Annotated in this window: 6 protein-coding genes; 4 read left to right on the top strand and 2 right to left on the bottom strand. The window is 76.7% G+C overall.

The annotated features are described in order from the left end of the window. Positions 1–57 precede the first annotated feature (57 nt). Positions 58–303, top strand: a complete 246-nt coding sequence (locus ACZ5D2_RS31615; RefSeq protein ID WP_371675384.1) for a hypothetical protein — start codon at positions 58–60, stop codon at positions 301–303. On the opposite strand, the gene ACZ5D2_RS31610 is transcribed toward ACZ5D2_RS31615, so the two are convergent. Then, positions 251–3727: a BTAD domain-containing putative transcriptional regulator gene (locus ACZ5D2_RS31610; RefSeq protein WP_468934122.1), complete on the bottom strand. Its 3477-nt coding sequence runs from the start codon at positions 3725–3727 to the stop codon at positions 251–253. The two genes, ACZ5D2_RS31615 and ACZ5D2_RS31610, sit on opposite strands and share 53 nt — an antisense overlap. Before the next feature lie 305 nt (positions 3728–4032). On the opposite strand from ACZ5D2_RS31610, the gene ACZ5D2_RS31605 reads away from it, so the two are divergent. From ACZ5D2_RS31605 to ACZ5D2_RS31595, 3 genes are read left to right on the top strand one after another with little or no spacing between them, the layout of a single operon-like run. Then, positions 4033–6996 (top strand): helix-turn-helix transcriptional regulator, encoded by a 2964-nt coding sequence (locus tag ACZ5D2_RS31605; protein WP_468934120.1) that lies wholly within the window; start codon positions 4033–4035, stop codon positions 6994–6996. Then, a complete protein-coding gene (locus ACZ5D2_RS31600; RefSeq protein WP_468934117.1) occupies positions 6993–9545 on the top strand; it encodes an AAA family ATPase in 2553 nt (850 codons plus the stop codon). The genes ACZ5D2_RS31605 and ACZ5D2_RS31600 overlap by 4 nt, the downstream gene beginning before the upstream one ends. A 5-nt stretch (positions 9546–9550) precedes the next feature. Then, positions 9551–12385: an ATP-binding protein gene (locus tag ACZ5D2_RS31595; protein ID WP_468934116.1), complete on the top strand. Its 2835-nt coding sequence runs from the start codon at positions 9551–9553 to the stop codon at positions 12383–12385. A 32-nt stretch (positions 12386–12417) separates the two neighbouring features. On the opposite strand, the gene ACZ5D2_RS31590 is transcribed toward ACZ5D2_RS31595, so the two are convergent. Then, positions 12418–13155, bottom strand: coding sequence for an AfsR/SARP family transcriptional regulator (locus ACZ5D2_RS31590; protein ID WP_371675379.1), 738 nt, complete (start codon positions 13153–13155; stop codon positions 12418–12420). Positions 13156–13346: the final 191 nt, after the last annotated feature.

The following is a 13346-nucleotide window of genomic DNA, read 5'->3' as shown; positions in this document are numbered from 1 at the left end:
TAGCTACGGGCCCCTGCCCCGCGTCGGCCCTGGCCGTGAAGTGGAGGCGAGCTTCGGATGACCGAAGGCACGATTCCCTACATCTCCTCGGCGCGCGTCACCGTGCTGGGTGTGCAGCCCGGGGACCCGCCGTTCCGCATCGTGGAGATCGACGGCGAGGTCTTCAGTACCGCAAGATCCATGATGGACGTCCTCCTCTCGGCGGCCTCCGCCGGTTTCACGATCCACGACCTGGACGATCCCGGGGAGGTCAGGTGGGTCGGAGGCGGGAAGTTCCACTGGAGCCTCGCCGAGGCGAGCTGACCGCCCCGTCCGGGCCGAGCAGGGTACGGATGAGCCCCGTGGCGGGCAGCGCCGGGTGGAGGTAGACGTCCTCACGGCGCTGCTCGACCGCCGCCAGGAGGGCGTGGAAGGTGTCCCGCGCCTCCTCCCGGCGTCCCGCGTGGTGCTGTGCCTGGCCCAGCAGGCCCAGGTGGAGGGGGTGGCGCAGCAGGGTCCTGGAGCCGCGCAGCCGGTCCATCGAGGCGTGCATCAGGGCCAGGCCCTCCGCCTCCCGGGCGGAATGCGTCAGGCCCCAGCCTTCGAGCAGGCCGAGCATGGCCTTCCAGTAGAGCAGCCCGTGCTCGCCCGCGAGCCGGACCCCCTCGGCACCCGAGGCCAGCGCCGTGCCGGCGTCGCCCTCCCAGGCCGCCACGACCGCGTCCACGTAGAGGGCGAAGCAGCGGTCCGAGGGTCTGCTGTCGAACGTGGTCAGGCGCAGCAGTTCGCGGCGGCGTGCCGTGGCGGTCGGGCGGTCGCCCAGGAGCCAGTGGGTGAAGGCGTTGTAGGACCGGCAGGAGACGCGCGGGTCGTGCTGGAAGGTCCGGGCCAGGGAATGGCCGTCGCGGGCGTACCGGTCCGCCATCTCGACGCCGTGCTCCAGCTCGGCCAGGGCCTGCGGCAGCATGCCCCGCACGTGCAGCACGATGCCCTCCCCGTACGCCGCTCCGAGCACCGCCACCGGCTCGGAGCCGCGGCGCGAGATGTCCCGCAACAGGCCGGAGAACTGCCGTGAGGCGTCGTAGCGGCCGGTGACCAGGTAGGCCGCGCACAGCGCCCAGAGCACCGACGGGCTCTCCGGGGCCCGCGTCACCGGATTGAGCGCCCGGCCGTGCGCGAGCGCCGCCTCGGCCTCCGGATGGCCGTAGCCGCGCGTGGTGGCCAGGACCTGGCCGAGCTGGATGTGCAGTTGCTGTTCGAGGCGTACGGTCGCGGTCTCGTCCGGGGGCAGGAAGCCGATCAGGTGCACCGCCCGGCGCAGCCAGGTCTCCACCCGCTCGTACGCCAGTTGCTGCTCGGCCTGCTCCGCTGCCTGGAGCATCCGCGGGAGCGCCTCCCCGGCGGGCAGGGCGCGCTGGGCGTGCCAGGTGTGGTGGGCCACCCGCTCGATCTCCTCGTCGCCCACCCGCCCCCGCCTGCGCGCGCACAGGGCCTCGGCGATCTTGGCGTGCAGCCGGTGCAGGTCCCTGCGGGCGAGCTCGCCGACGAGCGTCTCCTGCACCAGGGCGTGGGCGAAATGGAGCCGCCCGGGATGGTGCGGGTCCTCTTCGAGCAGACCGGCGCGGATGGCCGCCTCCAGCGCCTCGGCCACCGGCTCCTCCCCGGAGACCGTGCGGTGCAGCAGGTCCGTGTCGACCTCGGTGCCGAGGACCGCGCACAGCCGCAGCACGCGCAGGACCGGTCCGGGCAGCGTGGCGAACCGCTGGTTCAGGGCCTCGCGCACGCCGGTGGGCACGCGGGACAGGAGCGTGTCCACCGCGTCGGACCGGTGCAGGCTGCGGGCATCGCCGAGGAGGGACAGGAGCTGCATGACGAAGTACGGGTTGCCCTCGCTGCGCCGGTGCAGCACCTCGACGACCTCCGCGTCCACGCCCGGCCCGGCCTGCGCCCGTACGAGCGCGGCGACGGCCCGGCGGGACAGCCCGTCCAGCCGCAGGGTCCCGGTACGGGGGCCGCGCAGGACCTCGGAGAGGGTCCGGCGCAGGGTGGCGTCGGATTCGACCTCGAAGTCGCGGGCGGTCAGCACGATCGCGAGCGGGTGGCCGTGGCGGCGGGTGCTCAGCAGGCGGAGCAGGTCCAGGGAGGCGGTGTCGGCCCAGTGCAGGTCTTCCAGGAACAGCACCAGCGGGCGCCGGGCGGCCAGGGCGAGCAGCACCTCGCAGACCGCGTCGTTGGTCAGGAACCGGGCCTGGGCCCAGTCGGCACCGGCACCGGCACCGGCACCGGCACCGGCATCGGATCCGGGGCCGGCGGAGGCGCCGGACCCGGCCGTCCGTTCGGGCATCACGGGGGCGAGCAGGGCGCCGAACGGTCGTGTCGCGTCCCGGAAGGCGTCGGGGCGGGTGGCGGACAGCCGGCGCAGGACCTGCGTCCACAGCCAGTAGGGCGGGACGCCCTCGCCGGGGAAGCAGTGGCTCCAGACCACCTCCAGCCCGCCCTCCCCGTCCGTTTCCGTACCGACGGCCTCCAGCCGGGGGGCGAGTTCGAGGAGCAGGCGGGTCTTGCCCATGCCGGCGGGGCCGAGCACCCCGGCCACGTGCCCGTGGCCCACGCGCACGTCGGCCACGGCGGTCGTCAGGCCGTCCAGTTCGCGGGAGCGGCCGGTGAACGGCGAGGGGCCGGCCGGGCGGTCGGGCTCGGGCCGCTCGGCCGCCACCCGCAGGGGTGACGCTGTGGTGTCGGTGTCCGGGGCCGTGTCGGCGTCCGGGTGGCCGGGTCCGTCCGGCGCCGTGACGGGCGTGCCGCCGCTCCGGTCCTCCCGCCCGGTCCCGCCGGTACGCTCCCGCTCCTCGGGGCCGAGGCGCCCGGCCGCTCCGGCTCCCGCCGGCGCGGGCGGGGGCGCGAACGCGCGCGCCGCGGTGCCGGGCCGGTCCGCCGGGAGCGGGCCCGCCTGCGGCTGCGCCTCCGGTTCCGGGGTCAGGAGCGCGGTCCGGATCCGGCGCAGCTCGGCGTCGGTCTCCACGCCGAACTCCTCGGCGAGGTGGACGCGGGTGCGTTCGTACGCCTCCAGCGCCTCCGCCTGCCGTCCCAGCCGGGACAGGGCGGTCATGAGGTGGCCTACGAGGCGTTCCCGGGTGGGGTGACGGCGGGCCTCCCCGTCGAGGTCGCCGGCCACCTCCTCGTCCGCGCCGAGGAGCAGCCGGGCCTCAGCGTGGACCTCCAGGGCGGTCAGCCGGACCTGTTCCAGCCGGGCCGTCTCGTCGTACAGGGACGGATGGGCGTCGAACTCCGCGTACGGAGAACCCCGCCACAGGCGCAGCGCCTGCCCGAGCCGGTCGCGCGCGCCCGCCGGATCGTGGCCCTCCAGCAACCGCCTCCCCTCGGCGACCAGCCGCTCGAAGCGGCACACGTCGACGTGCTCCGGATCGACGTCGAGGACGTACCCCTGCGCCCGGTGGCGCACCGACAGCCGGGCCGCCCCGGCCGCCGGCCGCAGGGCCCGGCGCAGATGGGAGACGTGGCTCTGCAGGGTCGCGACGGCCTGGCGCGGCGGCTCCCCGGCCCACAGTTCCTCGACGAGGACCTCCGTGGGCACCACGCGTCCGAGACGTACGAGGAGCAGGGCGAACAGGGCTCGTCGGCGCGGCGGGCCGAGCGGGAGGTCGCGTCCGTCGTGGCGGGCCGCCATGGGTCCCAGCACCCTGAGCAGGGGCTCGGCCGGACGGTCCGCCGTCGGAATTGCGGGCATGGAGCTCCCCATCTTGCACACGTGGCTGCGCTGGCAATCGGTCCGCACCGCGTGACCGCCGCCAGACAAAATGGATCATCACATGATGAACGGCGTATTCCAAGGTGGCCGTTCGGCCACGGCAAGTCCTTGGCAAGGTGTTCGCAAGGGGAGCGGTGCAGGATGGCCCGGTACCGGCAGGCGCCGAACGACGGGGAGCGTCCGGCCGCCGTACGCCGGTCGACGGTCCGGCCCGCCGTCACGCCCGCCCCGTCGAACGCCGGACCGCGCCGCACGAACAGGAATCCACCCCGAGGACCGTCACCATGCAGACAGCGTTTCCCCCGTCCGCGCGCGGGGAGCGCGGACCGGCCCGCGCCGCGGTGGGCGCGGCGCCCACCATGCCGGGTGCGGCCGGCCGGACCCCCCTACGGGCCGGCCGCACCCACGAACCGGCCGGTCGCTCCGGCGAACTGGCCACCCTCTTCGCGTGCGCCGAAGCGGCCAACGCCGGCCGGGCCGGGTGCGTCGTCGTGCGCGGGAACACGGGCATCGGGAAGACGGCCCTGATCGACAGCTTCCGCCGCGACGGCCGGCTGCGCGGGGCCACCGTGCTGCACACCGCGGGCCGCGCGGAGCGCGCGACCACCGGATACGGCGCGGTCCGCGAGCTGTTCGGGCCCGGGGCGGAAGCCGAGCGCGTACCGCCCCGCACCGAATGGCTGGCCTCCACCCTCATGGCGCGGGGCCCGCTGGTGATCGTCGTGGACGACGCCCAATGGTGCGACGGGCCGTCCCTGCGATGGCTGGAGTCCCTGATCCGCAGGACCGAGAGCGCGCGGCTGCTGACCGTGCTCGCCTGGGGTGCCTCCGGTACCGCTCCGGCACGGTCGGCGCTCGGCAGGATCGCCCAGCATCCGGGAACCCGCCTCGTCGGCCTCGGACCGGTGGCCGAGGAACAGGTGGCCGAGACCGTCGAACGCGTCCTGGGGCAGCCGCCGGAACCCCCCTTCACCTGGCGCTGCGCCGCACTCTCCGACGGCAACCCCCTCCTCCTGAAGCGCATCCTGTTACGGCTGCGCCGCGCGGGGGTCACGCCGCGGGCCCGGTCCGTGGCGCAGGTCGACGCGGCGTGGCGGGAGGTCCACACCGCGTCGGTACGGGCCCGCCTGCGCGGTCTGACCGAGACGGAGCGTCGCGTCGTACGGGCCGCCGCCGTCCTGGACTGGAGCGACCGCCCGCCGTCCGCGACGGCGGAGGGCACCGGCCAGGTCGCCTCTCCCGAACGCGTCGGCGCCCTGGCAGGCGTGCGCCCCCGCCTGGTCTCCACGCTCCTGGACGGCCACCGGGACGACGAACTCGTCTCCGTCGACGGGGAGGAGGCCTTCAACGCGGCCGTGCTCGCCGCCACCCCGGCCGGGGAACTGGTGCGCCTGCGCACCCGTGCCGCCCGGCTCCTCAACGACGAGGGCTTCGCGTCCGCCGAGGTGGCGAAGCACCTGCTCCCCCTGCCCCGGCTCGACGAGGGCTGGATGCTCGGCGCCCTGCGCGACGCGGCCGAACAGGCGGGCCGCACCGGACCCCGGTCGGCGGCGGCCCCGTACCTGCGGCGGCTGATGGAGGCCGAGCCCGAGGAACACGGCCGGGTGCGCACCGCCCTCGACCTGGCCGGGGCGCTGGCCACCACCCACCCCGCCGACGCGCTGGACGCACTGCGGAGCCTGCTCGACCAGACCCGTGACGTCCGCCTGCGCGCCTCGGTGGCGGTGCAGTTCGCGATGACCGCCCTCGCCGCGGGCGACGCGGCGGCGGCACTCGCCGTGCTCTCCCGGACGCTCGACCGGCCGGCCGCGGAGCTCGGCGGGCACGCCGAGGACCGCGCCCTGCGGGGGACGATCGACCTGGCCGTCCTCGCCGCCGGACTGCACCGGCCGTCGGGGTTCCCCGCCGTACGCGAACGGGTCCGCGCGGCGGCGCTGCGGGAGGACGCGGCGCCGGCCGGGAGCGGAGGCCTGCTCGCCCGTGCCCTGCTCGCCGCCGTGGAGGGGGAGTCCGCCCGCGAGGCCGTGGACCTCGTGGGCCGGGCCGTACGGGCCGAGGGCGCCGGGCCGCGGGACTGGATGCGCGCCCGCGCGGCCCAGGTGCTCCACCTGGCCGACGAGCCCGGCATGGCACTGGAGATGCTGGACCTGGCGATGGCCGACGACAGCGGCTGCCTGCCCCGCTGGTCGCTGCTGGCGGAACGCTCCATGGTGCGCCACCGCCTGGGCGACGTCCCCGGCGCCGCCCTCGACGCACACGCCGCCCTGGAAGCCGTGGAACACCCCGGGCAGGGTGGTTCCGCGCTGCCGTTCGTCGCCTGGGGCTGCGTCCGGCTGGAGCAGGCCGACACCGAGGCCGCGGAGACGATGCTCGACCGGGTGGCCTCCAGCCACCTGGACCACACCCTCCTGGGCAGGATCCCGTACCTGATGGCCCGGGTCCGGATCCGGCTCGGACGCGGGGACGCGGAAGGCGCGCTGGCATGCGCGCGGCGGTGTGAGCAGGGGCTCGCGGAGGCCGGCCTCGACCGGCGGCCGTGGGCCCCCTGGCGGCCCCTGGCCGCCACGGCCCTCGTCCGGCTCGGCCGCACCTCGGAAGCTGCCGAACTCGCCGCCGAGGCGAGGGAACTGGCCGACCGCTGGGGCACTCCGTACGCGATCGGCCACGCCCTCCTGGCTTCGGGCACCGCGGCCGACGGGGACCGGCGCACCGAATTCCTGACCGGCGCGGTCGAGGCGCTCTCCCGTTCCCAGGCCCGGCTGGACCGGGCACGGGCCGAACTGCTGCTGGGAGGCCACCTGGCACGGTGCGGCGACACGGCGGGCGCCCGCCGCCACCTGGGCCGCGCCCACGAGACGGCGCGGCGCTGCGGCTCGCCCGCCCTGACGGCCGAGGTCCGGGCTGCGCTGGCCGCGGCGGGCCTCACCGGGCCCGGCCCCGGTCCCCGTTCCGGCACGGCGACGCCGGTCCGCCCCTGCCCGCTGAGCGGCACCGAGCGGCAGGTCGCGCACGCGGCGGCGCGGGGCGCCACCAACCAGGAGATCGCCGAGACCCTGTTCATCGCCCGGCGCACCGTGGAGATGCACCTCACCTCGGTCTACCGCAAGCTCGGGCTGGCCGGCCGGGCCGACCTCCCCGACGCGCTCCGCACCCTCGCCCTCGCCCACGCTCCCGCCCACGCCCCCGCCCACGCCCCCGCCCACGCTCCCGCCCCGTCCGCGCCCCGCCCGCGGACGGGCACCCGGTGATCGCGGGCGAGGACCGGGCCCCCGACGCACTCGTCGAGCGGGACGGCGAACTGGAGCTCCTGCGCGCGGCCGTGGCGGACCTGCTCGCCGGACGCTCCCGCGTCATCACCGTCGAGGGAGCACCCGGCACCGGCCGCAGCGCGCTGCTGCGGTACGCCGCCGCGCGGGCGCGGGCCGCCGGATGCGCCGCCGTGTACGCCGTCGGCTCCCCGACGGAGTCGGCCCTGCCCTTCGGCATCGTCACCCAGCTCCTCGCCGGGCGGGACATGCCCGCCGCCCCGGACCCCGCCGACCTGCCCCTGCCCGCGCTGTGCGAGCTCTTCCTCGCCGCGGCCCGCGAACGGCCGCTGCTGCTCGCCGTCGACGACGCGCAGTGGGCGGACGCGGACTCGCGGCGCTGGCTGGAAGCCCTGCTCCGGCGGGCCCGCGGCGCGCCCCTGGCGGTCCTCGTCGCCGGAACCCGTGGCGCCGTCCCCGCCACCCGGCCGGGCACGGACGGCCGCCCCGACGGCGCACCCGCCGCCGCCCGCGTCGCGCTGCGGCCGCTGACCCCGCTCGGCGTGGGCGCGATGCTGGCCGCCGCCTTCGACGGGCCCGTGGATCCGGCCTTCGCCGGAGCCGCGGCCGAAGCCTGTGCGGGCAACCCCGCCGTGCTGCGCTCGGTGGTGGACGGGATCGGCGCGGACGGGCTGGAGCCGAGCGCGCACACGGCTGCCGAACTGCCGTGGCGCGCGGCCGAGTCCGTGGGCGACCGCACCGCACGGCTGATCGACGGCCTGCCCGCCGAGCACGTCCGCCTCCTGCGCGCCATCGCCGCCGCAGGGCCGCACCTCGGCCCCGCCGCGCTGGCCGAACTGGCCGGACTGCGTGCCGTACCGGTGTCCCGCGCGCTGTGCCTGCTGGCCGACACCGGCCTGGTCGAGGGCGCGGACACCCCGCGCACCCCACCGGGGGTGGCCGAAGCGGCCCTCGCCGGCATGACCGGGCCGGACCGCGCGGCCCTGCACGCGCGGGCCGCCGTACTCGCCCCGCGCGCCGCCGTACCGGCCCCCCGCACCGCCCCGCCCGCCGACCCCTGCGCCCCCGTCGGCCCGGATCCGTTCGACGACGACCCCGACTGCGACGAGCGCGCGGGGTGGCGGCTGCTCAACAGCCCCGACGACCACGTCCCGGCCGTGGACCGGCTGCACGCCGCGGACCTCCTCACCACCTGCGGACACGAGACGACGGTGCGCCGCGGCGCGGCCCTTCCCCGGACCCTGGCGCACCCGGACACCCGCGGGGCGGAGCACGACGCGCTCCTCGCCCTGCACTGGCTGATCGAGGACGCCGCGCCCACGGAGGAGAGCGCGGACATCGCGGCCCGCGTACCGCCGCTGCCCGTACCGCCGCGTGGGCCCGCGCAGGAGGGCGTGGCGGCGCTGCGCGGCGCCCTCGCCGGGTCGCTGCCGCCCGCCCGCGTGCGCAGCCTGGCCGAGGCCGCGCTGCGCCCCGCGCCGGGGCACCCGCGGCTGTTCACCACACGGCTGGCGGCCTGCTACGCGCTGGCCCTGGCGGACTCCCACGAGGACGCCGCCGCCGGCCTCGACACGATCGTCGCGCAGGCCCGCGCGCGGGGGACGCGGACCGCCGTCGCGGCGGCCCTGGCCGTACGCGCGACGGTGTCACTGCGGCGGGGCTGGCTCCAGGAGGCGGAACAGGACCTGGCGGAGGTCGAATGGGCGGCGTCCCACGGCTCCGGATCCGTGAAGTCCGTGCCGCTGACCGCCGCCCTGCGGATCCTGCTGCACCTGGAGCGCGACGAGGTGGACGAGGCGGGCCGGGCCGCGACGGCGGAGGTGCCCGTACGGGCGGTGAGCGGCATGTGGTGGCCGACGTTCCTCTACGCCAGGGGCCGCCTGGGCCTGCGCACCGGCGACCACGAGGCCGCTCTGGCGGACCTGCTGGAATGCGGACGCGGGCTGCTGGCCCGGGGCTGGACCAACCCCTCCTTCGTGCCGTGGCGTTCGGCCGCGGCCCTGGCCCGGCTGGGCCGCGGCGACCGGGCCGGGGCCACCCGCCTCGCCGCCGGGGAACTCGCGGCGGCGCGGGCGTGGGGGAGCGCGGGCGCCATCGGTACGGCCCTGCTCGCCGTGGGCCGGGTGACCGAGGGGGAATGGGCCCGTGCGGCCCGGGGCGAGGCGGCGCGGCTGCTGCTCCGCGGGGACGCCCCCGCCGAGTGGGCCGCACCCCGCCGGGCGCGACGGGTCCGGGCACTGACCGGCGTGCACGGCACCCCCACCGCGGCGCCCGGAACCGAGGGCCGGACCCCGGGGGCCTTCCCGGGACGGTTCCCGGCGGCGCACGGCGGCGAGCCGGTCCGCGAGGAACTGACCGCCGCCGAGACGCGCGCCGCCGGGCTGGTCCGCGAGGGCATGACCAACGGGGCGATCGCGCTCCGCCTCGGGGTGTCCCGGCGCATGGTGGAGATGCACCTCAGCCGTGTCTACCGCAAGCTCGGCCTCTCCGGCCGCGCGGACCTCTCCCGTCCCCTCCCCGACAAGGACTGAGCCGGATGCTCCTCGAACGCGACGCCGAGCTGCGCGCGGTGGCCGAGGCCCTGCGCGCCGCCAAGGACCCCGCGGCCGGCGCCGGCGCACCCGTCGTCGTCACCGGCGCCCTCGGCTCGGGCAAGACGGAGCTGCTCGACCACCTCGCACCCCTGGCGGGGCGGGAGCGGACCAGGGTCCTGCGGGCCGACGCGGCCCCCTCCGAACGGGATTTCGCCTTCGGAGTGGTGCGCCAGATCCTGGAGCCCGTGCTCGCCGGTGCCCGGCCCCCCGTCCGCGCCCGGTGGCTCGACGGCGGCGGGGCCGCCGCCTGGGCCGTCGTCGCGGGCGGGGTGTCCGCGCCGGCCCCGGAGGCGTCCCCCCACCTCCTGCGGGACCTGCGCGCGCTGGCCGAACGCATCGCCGCCGAGCAGCCGTTGGCGCTCATGGTGGACGACCTGCAGTGGGCGGACGAGGACTCCCTGCGCTGGCTGGCCTACCTCGCCAAACGGCCCACCGCCCGACCGGTGACCCTCGTCGTGACCGTCGCCGACGGCGATCCCGGCGCCGAACGGCCCGCGGTGCGCGAGCTCCTCACGGGCGGCGGGCGCACGCTGCGCCTGCGACCGCTGTCACCGGCCGCCATCCGCGCCCTCGTGGAGAGCCGCCTCGGCGTCCCGGTCCACGACGCGTTCGGCCAGGCCTGCCACGAGGCCTTCGCGGGCAACCCGATGCTCGCGGTGTCCGTCGGCGACAGCATGCGGCACGCGGGTCTGCGGCCGTTCGGCACGGACGCCTCCGCGGCCCTGCGCCTGCGGCCTTCCGTCCTGCGCGAACGCCTCGCCCTGCGCCTGGAACAACTGCCCTCCCCGGTCATCGGGTTCGCGCGGGCCATGGCCGTCCTCGGGGACCGGGCCGAACCGGGGCTGACCGGCTCACTGGCGGAGCTGGACGCCGTGGACTGCCGTACCGCCGAACGGGCGCTGCGACGCCTGGGCCTGCTCACCCCCCGCCCCGGCCGGACGGCGTCGGCCTTCGTCCACCCGGTGGTCCGGGACGCCGCCGAGGAGACCATCCCCGCCGAGGAGCTCCAACGGCTCACCGGCCGCGCGGCGGCACTGCTCCAGCGGAGCGGGCACCCGGCCGAACAGGTCGCGGCCCGCCTCATGGTCACACCCCCGGCCACCCCGCCCGACGGCGCCTGGGCGGTGACCGTGCTGCGCGCCGCCGCCGACGCCGCGCTCGACCGCGGCGCGCCCGAGGAGGCCGTCGGATACCTGCGCCGGGCCCTGCGGGACGCGTCCACCGACGGCGAGGACCGCGCCGCGGTCCTGGTCGACCTGGCGGGCGTCGAGCGCAACCTCGACCCCTGGATGGCCACCCGGCACATCTCCCAGGCGGTGCCCCTGCTGCCCTCGCCCGCGCGCCGGGCCGCGGCCCTCCTGCGCATCCCGCCGCCCCTCTTCGACACCGCGCCGCCGCACACCGCCGACCTGATCCGGCGGGAGTCGGCCGCCCACGCCCCCGGCGGCGAGCCGGACGGAGCCTGCCCCGAGGTGGCGCTGCGCCTGGAGGCCAGGGTCCGCTGCACGCAACCCACCACGCCCGAACGGCTCGCCCGGTCGGTGGAACGGCTCCGCGGGCTGGGCCCGGAGCCCGCCCTCGACACCGGAGCCGCCCGCGAACTCGCCACCGTACTGCTGCACGACGCGGTGGCGGCCGGGCGGATCGAGCGCGGCGACGCCGTGCGGCTCGCCCGGCGGATCCTGGAACGCACCCCGGCCGTGCCCGAGCTGCCCTACACGGCCCTGCCGCTGCTGGCGGTCGCACTGCTCGCGGCGGACGAACCGGCCGACCTGCCCGGATGGCTGGAGACCCTGCTGGCCCGCGCGGTACGCCAGCGGGCCCCGGTGGCAGAGGTGCTGGCCGGCAGCGAACTCGCCGTGACCCTGCTGTGGTCCGGGGACGCGGTACGGGCCGGAGCCCTGGCGCTACGGGCCCACGAGACCGCCGGGCAGCGGTGGGGGGCCGACGCTGCGGCGGACGTCGCGCTGGCGCTCGTCGCCATCGAGACCGGGGACCCGCACGCGGCCGACCGGCTCCTGGCCCGGGAGGCGGCCCCCGGCTCCGCGGACACCGCAGGGGTGTACCGCAACGTCACCCACCAGCTGCTCCAGGGAGTCCGCGCCTACCACCGGCGCGACGAGGCCACCGCGCTGGACCACTTCCTGGCCTGCGGCAGACGGCTGGAACGGGCCGGCTGGCACAACCCCGCCCTCGGCCCCTGGCGCCCCTGGGCGGCCCTGGCCCACCGCCGCCTCGGCGAGGTGGAGGCGGCCGGGGAGCTGATGCGCGAGGAGTACGAGCGGGCGCGGGCCTGGGGTGCCCCGGCCGTCCTCGGCAGGGCGCTGCGCGTGCGGGGCGTGCTGACCGACGGGGAACGGGGGACGGAGCTGCTGCGGGAGGCCGTGGCCGTGCTGCGCGGCTCGCACCACCGTCTGGAGCTGGCCAGGGCCCTCGTACAGCTCGGCCTACGGGCGGCCGGCGAGGGCGACCCCCGGGCGAGGAGCCTGCTGCGGGAGGGCGGCGCCCTCGCTTCGGCGTGCGGCCTGCCGGACCTCGCGGCCCGCGCCCGGAACCTGCCGGGCGGCCCTGCGGCCGACCGGGCGGCGGCCCCGACCCGGATCCAGCTGAAGGTCGCCGGGCTGGCCGCGCGGGGACTGTCGAACCGTGACATCGCCGACGAACTGGGCGTGACCCGCCGCGCGGTGGAGAAGCACCTCACGGTCGTCTACCGCAAGCTGACGGTTTCCGGCCGGTCCGAACTGCCGGAGGCGCTGGCGGCCCTCGAAACGCGCTGACGAACCGGGCGGACCGGGCGGACCGGGCCGGCCTACGCCGACATGCGGGCGAGGCGGGGATTGTCCGCGGCGAGAATGGCGTGGTGAATCCGGCGGGTCGCGAGGCAGGGATCGAGTCCGAGTTCTTCCTTCAGGACATCGCGGGCGGTCCGGTAGACGTGCAGGGCGTCCGCCCGTCGGTCGCAGCGGTAGAGCGCCAGCATGAGCTGCCGGTGGAACGCCTCGTGCAAAGGGTGCCGGCCGAAGAGCGCGTAGAGCCGGCTGACCGTTTCCCGGTGTCCGCCCAGGGCGAGTTCCGATTCCATCAGTAATTCCGTGCAATCCAGGATGGTTTCGTCGAGCCAGGTCACGAAGCCATTGATGATCGGGCCGCTCCGCAGGCCTCCCAAGGGCGTGTCCTGCGTCAGTTCCAGTGCGGCGCGCAACTGCTCGACCGCCTCGTTGTGCTGCCCCGACCGTGCCGCCGCACGGCCCTGAGCAGCCAGTTGACCGAACCTCTCCACATCGAGCTCCCCCGGCTCGACGCGGATGAAATAGCCGGGCGAGCGGGTGACGATCGGGCTCTCCGCGATTCCGCAGGACCTCAGGAACTTCCGCAGCTCGCAGATGCGGACATGGATCGCGGTGGTCGCCCGCAGAGGTGATTCCTGCCCCCAGATCTCGGAAATCAACTCGTCGAGCGATACCACGTGGTTCGCCCGGGTCAAAAGGGCGGCGAGTACGATTTCCTTCTTGCGGGCCGAGAGGTAGAACCGCTTGCCCTCGTTCACGACATGAAGTTTCCCGAGAATCCTGTATCGCACCGCTGCTCCGATCTCTTCGGCGAGTCGAACCGCCCATTCGTGCCGTCCGGGCACATTTCCAACCTAGCCAGCGGCCGTCGAAGGGGTCAACGAATCGGGAAAAGCCTGCGGTGCGGTACGGACCGAACCACGAGTGGTGGTACGGAGGCGGGGGCCGA

This window comes from Streptomyces sp. NPDC031479, from assembly GCF_055581065.1.
This window is presented reverse-complemented; position numbering and strand designations above follow the sequence as displayed.